Raw genomic sequence first — 16,815 nt, forward strand, 5'->3', positions numbered from 1 at the left:
CTGCGCCCGGCGGTCCGGCTGCGGGCAAGCGCGGCGGCCCCGGCAATGGTGGTGGCGGCGGCGCCAAGGTTGCCATGCGCGATGTCGTGGTGGCCGGGCGCCTGGGCGGCAAAGTCTATCTGACGAGCGGGCTGAAGCCGGGTGAACGGGTGATCACCGATGCGCTGGGCCGCCTGAAGGAAGGCGATGCGGTGCGCCTGAAGATGGCCGATGCACCGGCCGCGCCGGCGGCAGGCCAGCAGCAGGCGCAACGGCAACTCCCCTCCGGGGCCGGGACAGCCGGCTGATGGGCTTCGTGCGCATCTTTGTCGAGCGGCCGGTGGCGACCGTGCTGCTGACCCTGGCGGTGATCTTTGCCGGCATTCTCGGCTATCGCCAGCTTGCCGTGTCGGCGCTGCCGGAAGTTGATCTGCCGACCATCCAGATCCAGGCCTCGCTGCCCGGTGCCAACCCCGGCACCATGGCAACATCGGTAGCGACGCCCATCGAACGGCAATTGTCCACCGTGGCCGGCATCGAGCAGGTGATTTCCACCAGCACCACCGGCAACACGTCGATCACTGTGCAGTTCGCACTCGATCGCGACATCGATTCCGCCGCGCTCGACGTGCAGTCGGTGCTGTCGGCCGTCACCCGCCGCTTGCCGCCGGAAATGCCCAGCCCGCCCAGCTTCCGCAAGATCAACCCGGCCGATCAGCCGGTGCTGATCCTGTCGGTGCGCGACAAGACGCGGGCGCTCAATGATCTGCAGACGTTGATCGACACGCTGCTGATCCCGCGCCTGTCGACGTTGCCGGGGGCAGGCCAGGTGCAGACCTTTGGTGATCGGCGCTTTGCCCTGCGGATCCAGTTCGACCCCGCCGCGCTGGCGGCGCGGGGCTTGACCGTCGATGATCTGCGCAACGGCGTCAGCGCCGCCAACTCGAACATCGCGGTCGGCAGCATCACCGGCGGCGCCCGCAACTTCACGCTCGACGCCTCGGGCAACATGGAGAAGCCGGAGGAGTTCGCCAACATCATCATCGCCACCCGCAACGGGTTGCCGGTGAGGGTGGGGGACGTGGCGAACGTGATCAGCAGCTATGAACGGCTGCGCGGTGGCGCCAAGTTCAACGGGGAACCGGCGCTGACCGTTGCCATCACCCGGCAGCCGGGCGCCAATGTCGTGAAGCTGGTGGACAATGTGCGCGCTGTCATGCCCGACGTGCGCGCCGCCATGCCGCCCTCCGTGGAGATCAGCGAGATCGTCGACCGCTCGGAATCGGTGCGCGAAAGCGTGTTCGATGCGCAGGCGACGCTGGTCGGCACCGCGTTGCTCGTCGTGCTGGTGATCTACCTGGTGCTCGGCGATGCGCGCGCCACCTTCATCCCGGCGGTGGTGCTGCCGGTGGCGGCGATCGGGACGTTTGCGGGCATGTGGGCCTTTGGCTTCAATCTCGACAACCTGTCGCTGCTGGCCCTCACGCTGGCCACCGGCTTCGTGGTCGACGATGCCATCGTGGTGCTGGAAAACATCGTGCGCCACACCGAGGATGGCGAGGATCCGCGCAGCGCCGCCATCACGGGGGCCAACGAGATCGCCTTCACCGTGCTCTCCATATCGGTCAGCCTGGTGGCGGTGTTCATCCCGCTCCTGTTCATGGGCGGCATCATCGGCCGGCTGTTCAACGAGTTCGCGGTGACGATGACCATCGCCATCGGTGTCTCTGCGGTGTTGTCGCTCACCCTTATCCCGATGATCGCGGCGCGGCTGCTGAAGTCCGGGCACCAGGAACCGGGCCGGGTGGCGCGGATCACCACCGGCGCCTTCAACCGGCTCACGCAGCGCTATCTGAAGGCCTTCGACTGGACGTTGCAGCACAGGAAGCTGGTGGGCGTGCTGACCGTGGCCTCCATCGTGGTCGCCATGTGGGGCTTTGCCGTAGTGCCCAAGGGCTTCTTCCCGACCGAAGATACCGGCACCATCTTCATCGGCACCGAGGGCGCAGCCGATATCGGCTATGAGGAGATGCTGGCCCGGCAGGACGCGGTGGCCAAGATCGTGGCGGCCGATCCGGCGGTGGCGCGCGTCAACTCCATCGTCGGCGGGGAGGACAGCAGCCGTGGCCGCATGTTCGCGCCACTGAAGCCGCAGAACGAGCGTGATCCCATCGAAGTGGTGCAGGCGCGGCTGCGCAAGGCGACCGCGGGCATCCCCGGCTTTGCCATCTATCCCAACGTGCCGCAGAACCTGAACCTGGGCGGGCGGCCCGGGTCCACCAACTATCAATACACCATCTCGGCGGTGGACAAGGACGAGTTGTACGCCTTCGCGCCGAAGTTGGAACAGGCGATGCGGACCATTCCCGGCCTGGTGGACGTGAACAGCGACTATCAGCGCGGCGCCCGCCAGGCCTATCTTGATGTGGACCGCGATGCCGCAGCCCGGTTGGGCGTGCCGGTCGATGCCATCCGTCGGGTGCTGCTCGCCGCCTTCGGCAACCAGCAGATCAGCCGCATCTATGGCGATGCCGATGATTACCAGGTGATCATGGAAATCGCCGAACGCGACCAGAAGAACCCCGACGCCATCGGCCAGCTGACGGTGCGCGGCGCTTCGGGCGTGCTGGTGCCTTTGTCCGCCATCAGCCGCATCCGGGTGGAGGGCGCACCGCTGACCGTGGCGCACCAGAGCCAGCTGCCGGCGGTGACCATCAGCTTCAACCTGGCGCCGGGTATTGCGCTCAGCGAGGTCAAGCCGCTCATTGAACAGGCGGCGCGCGATGTTGGCCAGCCGGCTGCCGTGTCGGGCGCACTGGGCGGCAATGCCCAGCAGTTCGAAAGCTCCACCAAGTCGATGCCGCTGCTGTTCCTGGCGGCGATCATCGTCATCTACATCGTGCTGGGCGTGCTTTATGAAAGCTTTGTCCACCCGATCACCATCCTGTCGGGCTTGCCGGCCGCCGGCATCGGCGCGGTGGCTTTCCTGTGGCTGTTCAACATGCCGCTGGACGTGATCGGCATCATTGGCGTCGTGCTGCTGATCGGCATCGTCAAGAAGAACGCCATCATGATGATCGATTTCGCGCTCGCCGGGCAGCGGGAGCATGGCTGGATTCCGGCCTATGCCATCCGCGAGGCTGCGGCCAAGCGCTTCCGCCCGATCATGATGACCACCTTTGCCGCCATGGCCGGCGCCGCACCTCTGGCGCTGGGCATCGGCGCCGGCGCCGAGTTGCGCCAGCCGCTGGGCATCGCGGTGCTGGGCGGCCTGGTGGTGAGCCAGGTGCTCACGCTGTTTATCACCCCGGTGGTCTATCTGGGCATCGAGGGCGTAATGAACCGCCTGCGCATCCGCCGCGGCGCCGCCGAGGTTGCCGAACTGCCTGGCGGTCAGTCGCTTCGCCCTGAGGCCGCCGAGTAACAGCCCTCCCGCTTGCGAGAGGCCGGCAATCGCCCGATCCCGCGTTAGACTCTCCTGCAAAGGAGCCGCGCCATGCCGACCACCGCCGAGAATCTCGCCCGCTGGCACCAGCATCTGGCAACCCACAGCCACCAGCAGCTGTGGGACATGCTGCATCCGGATTGCGTGTTCGAGAGCCCGGTGGTCCACACGCCGCAGGTCGGTCGTCCCATCGTGTTCAAATATCTTGCCAGCGCTGGCGAGGTGCTGGGCGGGGAGGGCTTCACCTATGTTGGCGAATGGCTGAACGATCGCAGCGCCATCCTGGAGTTCACCAACGTGGTGCGCGGCATCAAGGTGAACGGTATCGACATGATCACCTGGGACGAGGATGGGAAGATCACCCACTTCAAGGTTATGGTGCGCCCTCTCAAGGCCATCAATCTGATGCACCAGATGATGGGCGAGATGCTGCAGAAAATGGCCAGCCAGCCGGCCTGAACAGCTGCCGTCCCGTATCCGCGACGCCGTGTCAGGAGGGCAGCGCGCTGCGCCTCTGCTAGCGGGCGGTCATGCGTGTTCCTCTTTGCATCGCCGTGCTGGCGCTGGCTGCCTGTGCGCCCGAACTGCCACCCGAACAATTGGCGGCGCAGCGCGCACAGACCCTGTTGAAGTCTGCCGGGCACCAAGGAGTCAGCCTGCTGGCGCCGATCGTTGGCCTTGACGGCGAGGGCCAGCCCGGCGTCTGCGGCCTCATCGAAACACCGGCCGGCCCGGTGCGGGTGGTGGTGGCGCTGGCCACCGGGCAGGTGCGGCGCGGCGTGCCGGCCAGCCAGGGCGGGCATCGCGGCGATCTCGGCGAAAGCCGCTATTGCAGCGAGGCGGCGCTGAAGCGCTGGGACCAGGTGAAGAAGGTCGATCCCGTCGGCCTGATGGCCCGGATCGGCGCCTAACCGTAATTTGGTGGGCGCTTTTCGAGGAAGGCGGCGAGGCCCTCCTTGAAGTCGTCGCTGGCCGCGCACATCAGCTGATTGCGGTTCTCCATCGCGATGGCGGCCTCCAGACTTGGCGCATCGATGGCAAAGCCCAGCCCCTCCTTGGTCATCCTGAGGCCGATAGGGGAGGTGGCCAGCATCTCGGCCACCAGCGCCTCGCCGGCGGCCTCCAGTTCGGCATCGGGCACCACCTGGCTGACAAGGCCAGTGGCGAGTGCGCGCGGGGCATGAATGAAGCGTCCGGTCATCATCAGTTCGGCCGCCAGGCTGGCGCCCACCAGGCGCGGCAGGAAATAGGATGTGCCCATGTCGCAGCTCGACAGGCCGAGCTTGATGAAAGCAGCATTCATCCGCGCCGATTCCGCCGCAATCCTGATGTCACTGGCCAGCGCGAACGCAAAGCCGCCACCGCAGGCCGCGCCATGCACCAGGCTGATGATCGGCTGCGGGCAGCGCCGCATCTTGACATAGACATCGGCCAGCCAGCCCTGGAAGCCGAAGCCACCGGCAAAGGGCGCATCGGAGGTGCCGCCCTGCGCCTTGATGTCGAGTCCGGCGCAGAACGCCCGGCCGGCACCGCGCATCACCACGATGCGGGTGCGCGGCGCGTGGAACAGGCGGCCGAAATAGTCCGACAGGTCGGCTACCATCTGGTTGTTGATGCTGTTCAGTGCGTCGGGACGGTTCAGCGTCAGCCAGTCCGCGGCACCGCGTTGTTCGATGCTGATGGTCTTATAGGTCATGGGCTTCACCTGTTGGACTGGCCGTCGTCGATCTTGATCACCGTGCCGGTGACCGCCTCGCTGGCCGGGGCGACAAGATAGAGCAGGGTGGAATCCATCATGGCCGGGTCGCCCAGCCGCTTGCGCCGGAAGCTCTGCGTGATGTCACCCATGCGCGACAGCATGCCGTCCATCATCTCGCTGGCAAAGGCACCGGGCGCGATGGCATTCACATTGATCGGGAATTTCGCCCACTCAACCGCCAGCACCTCGGTCATGCGCACCACGGCGGCCTTGGTCATGCTGTAGAGAGCCGCGCCATGGCCCTGATATTCGAAGGCCGCCATCGAGGCGATGTTAACGATCCGCAAGGGCTTGCCATCGCCAATGCGGCGGGCAGCCAGGCTGGTGGAGAGCAGCCACGGCGCATTCACGTTCACCGCCATCACCTGATTGTAGAGCTCGGGGCTGAGCTTGTGGGCGCGTGCGGCGTCGGGAATGCCGGCATTGTTGATCAGGATGGAGACCGGTCCCATCGCGGCCTCGACCCGCTCGACAAGTGCCAGGCATTGCGCCTGGTCGGCCACGTCGATGGCAAAGGCCTGCGCGGAGCCTCCAGCCGCCGTGATCTCGGCCACCAGCGCGTCCAGGCGGTCGGCGCGGCGGGCGCACAGGGCCACGCTGGCGCCGGCTGCCGCCAGTACGCGGGCAAAACGTGCGCCGAGGCCCGAGGAGGCGCCGGTGACAACAGCAAGCTGGCCAGAAAGATTATGGCCGGCGTTGGGCAGGGGATAGGACATAGCAGCCTTTCGCAAGGGATAGCCATAAGGATAGGCGCGCCTTGCGGGCTGACGTCACTTGCCACAAGCGCCAGGATGAAAAAGGCCGGACGGGGGATGCCCGTCCGGCCTTTTCACAGGGTGCGCATCCCTGTTCGTCCAGCGCCCCAAAAACCGGTCAGCCGAATACGATATCCGCGAAAGTCAGCGTCTTGCCTTCGACGATGGCGAGCAGCTCGTCAGCCGTGTCAAAGGCGCCATTGCCGTTCTGGTCCATCCAGATGGTGGTGCCACTGGCCAGCGAAGTGGAACCAGGCCGCAGGAAATAGGTCTGGCCGGCAGCGAGCTGGATGCGGTCACCTTCGGAGAAGTCGCGGACGATGGCATACTCACCAAGGCCGCGGCTGCCGACCAGATCGCGGTCATAGAAGGGGCCGCGGGCATCGCCCAGCACGAACAGGTCGTTGCCGCCATTGCCGATGAGCTGGTCGATCTGGCTGTTCCAGAGATCCGATCCGGTGGCGGTTGCGGCCACGCCCATGATGACATCGTTGCCAGTGGTACCAGTGATGATGTCGCTGGCCTTGGTGCCATAGATAGTGCCTCCGCTGGGGGGCGGCGGCGCCGGCTCTGGCGGGGGCGGCGTATCGGCGCCACCATAGAACACGATGTCGGCAAAGGTCAGCGTCTTGCCTTCGACGATGGCCAGCAATTCGTCGCCCGTGTCATAGGCGCCGTTGCCATTCTGGTCCATGAAGATGGTGGTGCCACTGGCCAACGATGTGGAACCCGGGCGCAGGAAATAGGTCTGGCCGGCGGCCAGCTGGATGCGATCGCCTTCGGAGAAGTCGCGGACGATGGCATATTCACCGAGACCGCGGCTGCCAACCAGATCGCGATCATAGAAGGGACCACGGGAATCGCCGAGCACGAACACGTCGTTGCCGCCGTTGCCGGTGAGCTCGTCGATCTGGCCAACCGAGAGGTCGCTTCCGGTAGCGGTGGCAGACACACCCATGATGACATCGTTGCCCGTGGTGCCGATGATCTTGTCACTGCCACTGGTGCCATAGATCACGCCCGGCTCAGCCGTCGTGGTGGGAGTTGGCGTGGGCGTCGGGGTGGGCGAAGGCGTGGGTGAAGGCGCCGGAGCAGCCGTGCCCGCGCCGGCTGCCAGCAGATCAGCGACGTTCAGGCGGCCGCCGGTCACCGTGATGCCCTGCAGCGAACTGGTGGCGGTGGTGGTGGACAGCAGCAGGTTGCGGATCTGCGCCCCGGTCAGGGCTTCATTGGCAGAAGACAGCAGGCCGATGGCACCGGTGACATGCGGCGTCGCCATCGAGGTGCCGTTGTAGTTGCCATATTTGCCGCCCGGCAGCGTGGAGAGGATGCTGACGCCAGGCGCACCCAGGTCGACATTCTTGTCACCATAGTTGGCGAACCCAGCCCTGGCGCCGGTGCTGCCGATGGCGGTGACCGAAATCACGGCATCCCAGCCCACCGCCGAGGTGGTGGAATAATTGGTGGGGAAATAGGGGGAGACATCATTGTCGTCACCCACCTTGTCGCTGCCGCCATTGCCGGCGGCGGCGATGAACAGCACGTCCCGCTTGGCGCCATCCACGATGGCATTGAGCACGGAGCTGCTGTTGCTGGTGCCGCCCCAGCTGTTGTTGGTGGCAACATAGTTGGCCGGGCCGCCATCGTATTTGGCCGCCGCTGCCGTGTAATAGTTGATCGCCGACACCGCTCCCGCAGTGGTGCCCGAACCCGAATCCGGCAGGAACTTCAGCGCCATCAGCTGCACGTTCCAGTTCACGCCGGCAACGCCAACGCCATTGTTGCCCATCGCACCAATGGTGCCCGCAACGTGCGTGCCATGGCCGCTGCCGTCCATGGGGTCATTGTCGTTGTTGAAGAAATCCCAGCCGACCAGATCGTCGATCCGGCCATTGCCGTCGTTGTCGACGCCATTTTCCCAACGCTTGTCGGCCAAGAGGTCGCCGCCGTCGATATAGCCGTTGGCGTTGAGATCGCTGACCTTCGACGCATTGCTGCTGTGATTGAGATCGCGGAAGGTGATCAGGCTGTCGCCATCGGTATCGACCACACCCAGATTGGTGGGGATTTCGCCAGGGTTCAGCCAGATGTTCAGATAGAGATCAGGGTGGGTGTAATCGATGCCGGAATCGATCACGCCGATCACCGTCTTCATCGAGCCGGTGTGTCCGGCGGCCCAGGCTTCCCCAGCCTGGCTGCCGAACTGGTTGGCCGGTGTGGTGGCATCGCCATACAGGCCCCACATCTTGTTGCCGGTGTAGTTGGGGTCGTTGCTGCCCTGCGAATTGATGGCGCCGTTGGGTTCGGCAAAGCTGACATTGGGATTGCGGGCCAGCGCTTCCATCACCGCGCTGGCGGCCTTGCCCTGCGGCACTTCCACCAGCAGCAGGTCACCGCGCTCGCCGCCGGCCACCAGGCTGGCGTTGCCGCCGCCAGCCGCAAGCAGCGCTGCCTTCTGTGCCTCTGCAGCAACGCCAGGCTGGAACTGAACGAGGATCTCGACCTTCTGGGGCTGCTGACTGGGCGCCGGCTTGGGCGCAGTAGCGCCGCCCTCGGGAACACCGAGGGGGAGCCAAGTGTCACCACCAAGCAACTCCCAGCCGCCGCGCTGTGCGAAAGGCCGGTATTCATCCCGTTCAATTGACATCGGCTCTGACCCTAGGAGGAACGCTCCAGATGTTTACTGGCGTTAACCAGTAATCATCTGGCAAGACACGGTTACTAATAGTGTACGCAACGCAACTGGAAACGAACGCTTTACCTCGCGAACTAAATCCTTTACGTAAGGCAACCATTAACATATGGTGTCTGACGCTCCGGACACGAGGCGTGGGATTGGAAGTAGTCCGATTCGGTGTTGATTCTGTAAACGGCACCAATTTTCTTGGATTTAATCTGAAAAGCCGTTTGGAATCAGAAGGCTTGCGCACCCTTTCGGATGCACCGCCGCCGCCGGCCAGCCGCGAATCAACCTTTACTAACGCACAGGCTTTGGCCCGGCGGGCGAATCATTCGCAAGCGCCGCCGCGTGACACACGACATGTTGAGTGGATTCAGCGGCGACCTGCGCGGCCGCCGCTGTCATGGCCTGCCGGCGATGGAACCGCGGCTCAGGCCGCGCTGCGGGCGGGGCTGTCGGCCGTTGCCGCAGCGGCGAGCGCATCGCGCTCAGCCTTCAGTGCTTCGGCGATCAGGAAGGCCAGCTCCAGGCTCTGGCTGGCATTCAGGCGCGGGTCGCACTGGGTCTGGTAACGGCGCGCCAGGCCCTCATCCGAAATCGCCACGGCACCGCCGGTGCACTCGGTCACGTCCTGCCCGGTCATCTCCAGGTGGATGCCGCCGGCATGGGTGCCCTCGGCGCGGTGCACCGCAAAGAAGCTGGTGACTTCGGCCAGGATGCGATCGAACGGCCGCGTCTTCAGACCGCCGGCCGCCTTGATGGTGTTGCCGTGCATGGGATCGCAGCTCCACACAACGTGGCGCCCTTCGCGCTTCACGGCGCGGATCAGGCGCGGCAGCTGCTGCTCCACCTTGTCATGGCCAAAGCGGGTGATCAGCGTCAGCCGGCCCGGCACGTTGCCGGGGTTCAACGTGTCGATCAGGCGGATGAGGTCATCGGCCTCCAGTGACGGCCCGCACTTCAGGCCGAGCGGATTGCCCACCCCGCGCAGGAACTCGACATGCGCCGAACCGTCAAAGCGCGTGCGGTCGCCGATCCACAGCATGTGTGCCGACGTGTCGTACCAGTCGCCGGTCAGGCTGTCCTGCCGGGTCATCGCCTCTTCATAACCCAGCAGCAGCGCCTCGTGGCTGGTGAAGAAGCTGGTGCCCTTCAGCTGTGGCACGGTGTCGGGCGACAGGCCGATGGCGGCCATGAAGTCCAGCGCCTCGCCGATCCGGTCAGCCAGCTGGGCATATTGCTGCGCCCAGGGCGAGCGCGCCGCGAAATCCAGGTTCCAGCGGTGCACCTGGTGCAGATTGGCATAGCCGCCGCTGGCAAAGGCGCGCAGCAGGTTCAACGTGGCCGCCGACTGCAAATAGCCACGGATCATGCGCTGCGGATCGGGCGTGCGCGCTTCGGCGGTGAAGGCGATGTCGTTGACATTGTCGCCGCGATAACTCGGCAGCGACACGCCGCCCTGTTCCTCGAAGTCGCCGGAGCGCGGCTTGGCGAACTGGCCAGCCATGCGGCCCACCTTCACCACCGGCATCTTGCTGGCAAAGGTCATCACCACCGCCATCTGCAGCAGCACCCGGAAGGTGTCGCGGATATTGTCGGGATGAAATTCGGCAAAGCTTTCGGCGCAGTCGCCGCCCTGCATCAGGAAGGCATCGCCGGCCGCCACCGCGCCCAGCCGCTCTGTCAGGTCCCGCGCCTCGCCGGCAAACACCAGGGGCGGATAGGAGCGCAGTTCGCGCTCCACCGCCGCCAGCGCGGCTGCGTCGGGATATTGCGGCAACTGCCGTGCTTCGCAGGCGCGCCAGCTGTCAGGGGTCCAGGTCTTGGTCATGGCGGGGGTGCTTTGCGGTATTTTGGGGGTGGGTGCAAGATTTGGGGAGGGAGGGGCGTGAGACAAGACCGTGACGTCGAACGGGCATGTGGCAGGATCACGAAGAAGGGCGGGGCGTGGCAAAGCCACGCCGTCGAAGCTGATCGCCTGGCCTGAGGGCCAGGCGCCAGCCCGGCCGGCCTTGCCGGAGTCGCAGGATAACGCGTCGCGCTATCCTGTCGCCCGGCTTCAGCGCATCAGCACGAGCTCCTCGCTCATCGTCGGGTGCAGCGCCATCGTGTCGTCGAACTGCGCCTTGGTCAGCCCCGCCTTCACCGCGATGGCAACGGCCTGCAGGATCTCCGGCGCATCTGGTCCGATCATGTGGGCGCCCACCACACGGTCGGTGGCGGCATCGACAATCAGCTTGTAGAGCGCGCGCTCGTTGCGGCCAGCCAGCACGTTCTTCATCGGCCGGAAATCCGATGTGTACACCCGCACCTGGCCAAAGGCGTTGCGGGCCTCGGCCTCGGTCATGCCGACACTGCCCAGCGGCGGGTTGGAAAACACCGCCGAGGGGATGGCGCGATAATCCACCTGCGTGGGCTTGCCGCCGAACTGGCTGTCGGCAAAGGCATGCCCTTCGCGAATGGCCACGGGCGTCAGCTGCACCCGGTCGGTGACGTCGCCCACGGCAAAGATGCTGGGCACATTGGTGCGATTGCTGGCGTCCACCGCGATCGCACCCTTGTCGTTCAGCGCGACGCCTACGTCCTCAAGCCCCAGGCCCTCCAGGTTCGGCACCCGGCCCAGCGCCCACAGCAGCACGTCGGTCTCGATGCTTTTGCCGTCGGCAAAGTGCAGCTTCAGCCCGGTCTCAAGCTTCTCAACCTGTTCCAGCCGGCAGTTCAGCTTGAAATTGATGCCCTTGGCCATGCTGATTTGCAGCAGCCGATCGGCCAGCGCCGGTTCCCAGCCGCGCAGGATGGTGTCGCTGCGGTTGATGATGGTGACATCGCTGCCCAGCTCGTGGAACACGCCGGCAAACTCGGTGGCGATGTAACCGGCACCAGCGATCACGATGCGCTTCGGGAGCTCGGGTAGGTGAAACACCTCGTTGGAGGTGATGCCATGTTCGGCACCCGGCACATCGGGCTGGAAGGGGCGGGCGCCGGTGGCGATCAGGATGGTGCCCGCGCTGTACCGCGTGCCGGCGACCTCGACCGTGTGGGGGTCGACAATCCGGGCATGGCCGATGAGCGTCGTCACCCGGTTGTTGTCGAGCGTGTTCTGATAGAGGCCATTCAGCCGGTCAACCTCGGCCGCCACATTGTCGCGCAGCGTCGCCCAGTCAAAACGTTTGCCTTCGATCTGCCAGCCAAATCGGCGGGCGTCATCGAGGTCCTCTGCAAAATGGGCACCATAGACGAGCAGCTTCTTGGGCACGCAGCCGCGGATCACGCAGGTGCCCCCCACGCGATATTCCTCGGCCACCGCCACGCGCGCACCGTGGCCGGCGGCAATACGGCTGGCGCGCACCCCGCCCGAGCCGGCACCAATCACGAAAAGATCGAAATCATGGCTCATCGTTCGTCTCCGGTCCGGCGGATAGGGCAGGGGACGGCAATGCGCCAATCAAAATCCATGACCGCGCCAATCGAGAGAACAGTTCAACGGGCTGGCACTCACCAGACCAGAAGCACCAGCAGTCCAAGCAACAGGCCGATGTGGAGCCCGACGATCAGGGTCATCGGCTGCTCCAGCGGTTCCTGCTGGTCACCCGGATCGCGCAGCCAGAAACCGGCCAGCGCCACCGGGCTGCCGCCGATCGCTGCCAGGGCGAGGAAGATCCGCGTGTCGAGCGGGCGCGGCCGCTCCCAGGTCTCCTCGGCGGCCGGCCAGAAGCGCACCAGGTAAAGCCACAGCGCGCCGTTGACGAGCAGCAGCCAGACGAAGCCACCCAGCAGCCGGCGCAGCAGCAAGGCCCAGTCCAGCCCCGCGTCCGCGTCCGCGGCAGATGTCGCGAACACCGGGGCCGGGGCCGGCGGTCGCGCCGGTTCGGGCTGCACGTCGGGCGGACCGGCTGCGGCCGCTGGCCCTTCCGGTGCGTCGCCGCAATCGATCGCGGCATAGCGCGGGACGGCATGGCCAGAGGCGATCATCGCGCAACTCAAGTCCACCCCATCGGCCGAGCAACGGGCGATGATGCGGCCATAATCGTCCGTGTCTTCCGGCGAGCACCGCACGTCGCGATTGCGGGTCAGGCTGCGCAACTCGTCGCGCGCGGCAAAGGGATCGCCCGGCGTGCACTCACGCCCCGGCCGGCAGGCGCCCGGCATTTCCGGCGCATCGATGCCCTGCAGCCGGATCGGCCGATCCATGTTGGAGCAGCGCACATTGTCCCCGTCGTGGTGGGACGGGTTGGCGCACAGGAAGCTCAGGGCGCCGGCAAGAGCAAGCAACGTGGAGGACATGAACGGGAGAATGCCGGATTTCGGCACCGGCACAAGCTGTCCGCTTGTCCACCCCCGCAGTTGCCCAAATGCAAATTGCTAATCCCGGAATGGATCCTTCACCAAGATGGTGTCTTCACGCTCGGGACTGGTGCTTACCAGCGCCACTGGGCACTCGGTCAATTCCTCGATACGCCGGATATATTTGATCGCCTGGGCCGGCAACTGCGCCCAGCTGCGGGCACCGGCGGTCGATTCGCTCCAGCCTTCGAAGGCTTCATAGATCGGCTCGACCCGCGCCTGCTCGGCCGGGTGGGCGGGAAGGTGATCCAGCTCACGGCCATCGAGGCGATAGCCGGTGCAGATCATCACCGTTTCCAGCCCGTCGAGCACGTCCAGCTTGGTGAGCGCCATGCCGGTGATGCCGCCCACGGCAATGGCCTGGCGCACCAGCACGGCATCGAACCAGCCGCAGCGCCGCTTGCGGCCCGTCACCGTGCCGAACTCGTGGCCGCGGGTGCCCAGCGCCGTGCCGATCTCGTTGTCCTGCTCGGTGGGGAAGGGGCCGGAGCCGACGCGCGTCGTGTAGGCCTTGACGATGCCCAGCACATAGCCGGTGGCATCCGGGCCCATGCCGCTGCCCGCCGCCGCCTGCCCGGCCACCACGTTCGACGAGGTGACGAACGGCCATGTGCCATGATCGACATCGAGCAGCACGCCCTGCGCGCCTTCGAACAGGATACGGTCACGGCGCCAGCGCGCTTCGCGCAGCCGCTTCCACACGGGCTGGATGAACGGCAGCACGCTGGGCGCCACATCGGCCAGTTGGGCTTTCAGCTCATCGGCATCCACAGGCGGCACGCCGAAGCCGGCGCGCAAGGCATTGTGGTGAGCAAGCAGCCGTTCCAGCTGCGGGCCAATGTGGTCGAGATGCGCCAGATCGATCACTCGCAAGGCGCGGCGGCCCACCTTGTCCTCATAGGCGGGGCCGATGCCGCGACGCGTGGTGCCGATCTTGCCGGCGCCCATCGCATCCTCGCGCAGGGCATCAAGGTCGCGGTGCAGCGGCAGGATCAGCGGTGCGGCTTCCGACACGGCGAGATTGTCGGGCGTGATCGAAACGCCCATGCCGGCGATGCGCGCCACCTCGTCGCGGAAGTGCCAGGGATCGAACACCACGCCGTTGCCGATCACGCTCATAGTGCCGCGCACGATGCCGGAGGGCAGCAGCGACAATTTATAGACCTGGTTGCCCACCACCAGCGTGTGGCCGGCATTGTGGCCGCCCTGGAAGCGCACCACCACGTCGGCCCTGGCCGACAGCCAGTCGACGATCTTGCCCTTGCCCTCGTCGCCCCACTGGGCGCCCACAACCGTGACGTTCGGCATCACCTGTTCCTTGGATCAGCGCACATAGGAGGCGCCGTTGATGTCGATGGTGGCCCCGGTCAGCGAGGCCGGCGCCTCGCTGACCAGCCAGCGGATGGCTTCGCCCACTTCCTCGGCGCTCGCGACACGGCCGAGCGGGATGTCGGCCAGCAGCTTGTCGCCGCCGCGACTGGCCAGATAGTCTTCGGCCATGCCGGTCATGGTGAAGCCCGGCGTGACGGCAAAGGCCAGGATGTTCTGCGCCGCATAGCCCCGCGCAATCGTCTTGGTCATCGCCAGCATGCCGCCTTTGGCCGCCGCATAATGCCAGTGCTTTGGCGAGTCGCCGCGATGCCCGGCACGGCTGGCGACGTTGATGATGCGCCCGCCTCCGTGCTGCTGGAAGTGCAGCACCGCCAGCCGGCAAAGATCGGCGGCTGCCTGCAGGTTGATGGCAAGGCTGCGCGACCAGGCACCGGAGAAGGCGTCGGGATCGGCGATGTCGGCGGCTTCGAACACGCCGGCATTGTTGATCACCACGTCGATCCGACCACCAGACGTGGCCAGCGCCTGCTCCCAGAGCGCGTCGGCCGCGCCGGGCGAGGCGAAATCGGCGGCGATCAGCCCGTCGCCACCGCTGGTGGACTGGCCAATGACGAGGTGGCTGTCGAGGGTCAGGGCGTTGCGGGCAGCCAGGCCGATGCCGCGCGATGCCCCGGTGAGGAGGATATTGGCCATGAGCGCCTCATAGCCCGTGGCCGGCGGCTGTCCAGTGGCCCGGCTGTTGTGCCGGCCTCGCCATGCTGGCAGCTTGTGTGTCCGGGCGGGGCGGGCGAGGCATTAGGCAATGGCGGATTGGGAGTTTTCGAGCGACCGGTTAATGATCCGCCCCTTGCGGGTCGAGGAAGCACGTGACTGGCACCGCGTGCGCGCCGCCGCACCCTTCGATCCACTGGACCGCCCGGTTGAGGAGAGCATCGCCCTGATCACCGCCATGCAGACCCGCGCCGCACCCGACAGCGATGGCTGGCAGCAGTTCGCGCTGCTGCGGGCCGGCCGCTACGTGGGGGATCTCGGCGTGCGCTTCTCGCCGCCGTGGAATGCCACCTGCGAACTGGGTTTTGCCATTGATCCGGCGCTGCGTGGCCAGGGCCTGGCCAGCGAGGCCACCGGCGCCATGGTGGCGCGGCTGTTTGCATCCGGCCGGCGACGGGTGGTCGCTGTCACCGACAGCCGCAACCGGCCGGCACAGCGCGTGTTGGAGCGCAACTGGTTCCGCCTCGAAGGCCGCTTTGTCGAAAGCTGGCGCGATGGCGATGCCTGGTTCGATGAACTCTCCTATGCACGGTTGGCGCGCGACTGATGGCGGCCTCACCAACCCTTGAACAGGTCGCGGCGCTGATCGGGGCGCCGGTGAGCCGGGTCGAGGCGCTGTCTGGCGGCGCCTCGTCGGCCACCTATGCCGTGGATGCCTCGCGCCCCGATGGCAGCCCCTGGCCGCTCATCCTGCAATGTGCGGCCACCGGCAGCGTGCCGGAAGGCGGCCTGCCGCGCCGTGACCAGGCGCTGCTCCAGCAACGCATGCACGCAGCCGGCCTGCCGGTGGCCGAAGTGGTGCGCGTGCTGGAACCCGGTGATGGCCTCGGCGAAGGCTATGTGATGGCGCGCCTGCCCGGCGAGGCGCTGGCGCCGAAGTGGCTGAAGCTGCCGCAGTATGAAGCGGCGCGTGCCGGCCTGACCGCGCAGGTGGCGGGCGTGCTGGCCCGGCTCCACGCCCAGCCGCTGAGCGCCGTGGCCGATCTGAAGCTGCCCACTGCCAGCACCGGCGAAGCGCTGGCACGGATGTTCGCCAATTATCGCCGCTTCGGTGTCGACAGTCCGGTGTTCGATCTGGCCTTCGCCTGGCTGCGCGAGCGCGTCGTGGACCGTCCAGCGCGCGCCATTGTCCATGGCGATTTTCGTTCGGGCAATTTCCTGATTTCCGAAACCGGCCTGGAAGCGGTGCTGGACTGGGAGCTGGCGCACCTCGGCGAACCCCACGAGGACCTGGGCTGGCTGTGCTGCAACGCCTGGCGCTTTGGGCTGTGGGACAAGCCGGTGGGTGGCTTCGGCCAGCGCGAGGCGCTCTATCAGGCCTATGAGGCGGCCGGCGGCGGCCCCGTGGACCGGGCGGAAGCACTTCTGTGGGAAGTGTGGGGCACGCTGAAATGGGGCATCGCCTGCCTGCAGCTGGGGGATGACCATGTCTCGGGCCGGCTGCGCTCTGTCGAGCGCGCAGCGATCGGGCGGCGGGTCTCGGAGGTGGAACTGGACCTGATGCATTTCTTTGCGCGCGGGGAGGTGTGATGGCCGAACAGATCGAAGCGGCAGCCCTGATCGAGGCGGTGCAGCTGTTCCTGGCCGAACTGGAGCCGGAGCTGAGCGGTCGCCGTGCCTTTCACGCCAAGGTGGCGGGCAACGCGCTAGGCATCGTGGCGCGGGAACTGGCGCAACAGCCGCAGGCGCGCGAGCGCGCCCTGCTGGCCGGCGTGCTGGGCCACGACGGGCCGCTGGATGCACTGCGCGG

The 16,815-nt window shown here is 66.4% G+C and carries 14 protein-coding genes and 1 pseudogene; 7 read left to right on the plus strand and 8 right to left on the minus strand.

Annotated elements, in window-relative coordinates; genetic code table 11:
* From GJV64_RS03215 to GJV64_RS03230, 4 genes and pseudogenes are all read left to right on the plus strand, one after another.
* Positions 1-287 (plus strand): annotated as a pseudogene (locus tag GJV64_RS03215) (hypothetical protein); the annotation flags it as partial.
* Positions 287-3,403 carry an efflux RND transporter permease subunit gene (locus GJV64_RS03220; RefSeq protein ID WP_164155844.1) on the plus strand — a complete coding sequence of 1,039 codons (3,117 nt, stop codon included), beginning with the start codon at positions 287-289 and terminating at the stop codon, positions 3,401-3,403. The pseudogene GJV64_RS03215 and the gene GJV64_RS03220, both read left to right, overlap by 1 nt.
* A gap of 72 nt (positions 3,404-3,475) precedes the next feature.
* The gene (locus GJV64_RS03225) at positions 3,476-3,883 is read left to right on the plus strand and encodes a nuclear transport factor 2 family protein (RefSeq protein ID WP_164155845.1); all 408 of its coding nucleotides are present in this window, start codon (positions 3,476-3,478) and stop codon (positions 3,881-3,883) included.
* Between the two features lie 71 nt (positions 3,884-3,954).
* The gene (locus GJV64_RS03230) at positions 3,955-4,335 is read left to right on the plus strand and encodes a hypothetical protein (protein WP_164155846.1); all 381 of its coding nucleotides are present in this window, start codon (positions 3,955-3,957) and stop codon (positions 4,333-4,335) included.
* Here GJV64_RS03230 and GJV64_RS03235 read toward each other — a convergent pair.
* From GJV64_RS03235 to GJV64_RS03270, 8 genes are all read right to left on the minus strand, one after another.
* Positions 4,332-5,120, minus strand: coding sequence for an enoyl-CoA hydratase/isomerase family protein (locus tag GJV64_RS03235; protein ID WP_164155847.1), 789 nt, complete (start codon positions 5,118-5,120; stop codon positions 4,332-4,334). The genes GJV64_RS03230 and GJV64_RS03235 overlap by 4 nt on opposite strands.
* A 5-nt stretch (positions 5,121-5,125) precedes the next feature.
* Entirely contained in the window at positions 5,126-5,899 is a 774-nt protein-coding gene (locus GJV64_RS03240) for an SDR family NAD(P)-dependent oxidoreductase (protein ID WP_164155848.1), read from the minus strand.
* Between the two features lie 157 nt (positions 5,900-6,056).
* On the minus strand, positions 6,057-8,585 hold the full coding sequence (locus GJV64_RS03245; RefSeq protein ID WP_164155849.1) for a S8 family serine peptidase: 2,529 nt from the start codon (positions 8,583-8,585) through the stop codon (positions 6,057-6,059).
* A gap of 463 nt (positions 8,586-9,048) precedes the next feature.
* Entirely contained in the window at positions 9,049-10,449 is a 1,401-nt protein-coding gene (locus GJV64_RS03250; RefSeq protein ID WP_164155850.1) for a class II 3-deoxy-7-phosphoheptulonate synthase, read from the minus strand.
* Positions 10,450-10,677: 228 nt separating this feature from the next.
* Positions 10,678-12,015: a glutathione-disulfide reductase gene (gene gor, locus GJV64_RS03255; protein WP_164155851.1), complete on the minus strand. Its 1,338-nt coding sequence runs from the start codon at positions 12,013-12,015 to the stop codon at positions 10,678-10,680.
* Between the two features lie 98 nt (positions 12,016-12,113).
* Entirely contained in the window at positions 12,114-12,902 is a 789-nt protein-coding gene (locus GJV64_RS15460) for a thermonuclease family protein (RefSeq protein WP_205599512.1), read from the minus strand.
* A gap of 78 nt (positions 12,903-12,980) precedes the next feature.
* Complete coding sequence (locus GJV64_RS03265) at positions 12,981-14,270, minus strand: adenylosuccinate synthase (RefSeq protein ID WP_164155852.1); 1,290 nt, start codon at positions 14,268-14,270, stop codon at positions 12,981-12,983.
* 15 nt (positions 14,271-14,285) lie between these two features.
* Positions 14,286-14,987, minus strand: coding sequence for an SDR family NAD(P)-dependent oxidoreductase (locus GJV64_RS03270; RefSeq protein ID WP_164155853.1), 702 nt, complete (start codon positions 14,985-14,987; stop codon positions 14,286-14,288).
* A gap of 142 nt (positions 14,988-15,129) precedes the next feature.
* Here GJV64_RS03270 and GJV64_RS03275 point away from each other — a divergent pair, with 142 nt between their 5' ends.
* From GJV64_RS03275 to GJV64_RS03285, 3 genes are all read left to right on the plus strand, one after another.
* The gene (locus GJV64_RS03275; protein WP_164155854.1) at positions 15,130-15,612 is read left to right on the plus strand and encodes a GNAT family N-acetyltransferase; all 483 of its coding nucleotides are present in this window, start codon (positions 15,130-15,132) and stop codon (positions 15,610-15,612) included.
* Entirely contained in the window at positions 15,612-16,595 is a 984-nt protein-coding gene (locus GJV64_RS03280; protein ID WP_164155855.1) for a phosphotransferase family protein, read from the plus strand. Before GJV64_RS03275 ends, GJV64_RS03280 begins: the two co-directional genes overlap by 1 nt.
* Positions 16,595-16,815, plus strand: a 221-nt coding sequence (locus tag GJV64_RS03285) for a DUF6285 domain-containing protein (RefSeq protein ID WP_235927576.1), incomplete at its 3' end; no start/stop codon positions are given. The genes GJV64_RS03280 and GJV64_RS03285, both read left to right, overlap by 1 nt.

Source organism: Sandarakinorhabdus rubra, from assembly GCF_010994245.1.
GTDB classification, from domain to species: domain Bacteria; phylum Pseudomonadota; class Alphaproteobacteria; order Sphingomonadales; family Sphingomonadaceae; genus Sandarakinorhabdus; species Sandarakinorhabdus rubra.

Coding starts and splice junctions, on each gene's coding strand:
- GJV64_RS03270 (WP_164155853.1), bottom strand. CDS start 14,987: ATGGCCAATATCCTCCTCACCGGGGCATCGCGCGGCATCGGCCTGGCT.
- GJV64_RS03240 (WP_164155848.1), bottom strand. CDS start 5,899: ATGTCCTATCCCCTGCCCAACGCCGGCCATAATCTTTCTGGCCAGCTT.
- GJV64_RS03220 (WP_164155844.1), top strand. CDS start 287: ATGGGCTTCGTGCGCATCTTTGTCGAGCGGCCGGTGGCGACCGTGCTG.
- GJV64_RS03230 (WP_164155846.1), top strand. CDS start 3,955: ATGCGTGTTCCTCTTTGCATCGCCGTGCTGGCGCTGGCTGCCTGTGCG.
- GJV64_RS03245 (WP_164155849.1), bottom strand. CDS start 8,585: ATGTCAATTGAACGGGATGAATACCGGCCTTTCGCACAGCGCGGCGGC.
- GJV64_RS03225 (WP_164155845.1), top strand. CDS start 3,476: ATGCCGACCACCGCCGAGAATCTCGCCCGCTGGCACCAGCATCTGGCA.
- GJV64_RS15460 (WP_205599512.1), bottom strand. CDS start 12,902: ATGTCCTCCACGTTGCTTGCTCTTGCCGGCGCCCTGAGCTTCCTGTGC.
- GJV64_RS03280 (WP_164155855.1), top strand. CDS start 15,612: ATGGCGGCCTCACCAACCCTTGAACAGGTCGCGGCGCTGATCGGGGCG.
- GJV64_RS03275 (WP_164155854.1), top strand. CDS start 15,130: ATGATCCGCCCCTTGCGGGTCGAGGAAGCACGTGACTGGCACCGCGTG.
- GJV64_RS03250 (WP_164155850.1), bottom strand. CDS start 10,449: ATGACCAAGACCTGGACCCCTGACAGCTGGCGCGCCTGCGAAGCACGG.
- GJV64_RS03265 (WP_164155852.1), bottom strand. CDS start 14,270: ATGCCGAACGTCACGGTTGTGGGCGCCCAGTGGGGCGACGAGGGCAAG.
- GJV64_RS03235 (WP_164155847.1), bottom strand. CDS start 5,120: ATGACCTATAAGACCATCAGCATCGAACAACGCGGTGCCGCGGACTGG.
- gor (WP_164155851.1), bottom strand. CDS start 12,015: ATGAGCCATGATTTCGATCTTTTCGTGATTGGTGCCGGCTCGGGCGGG.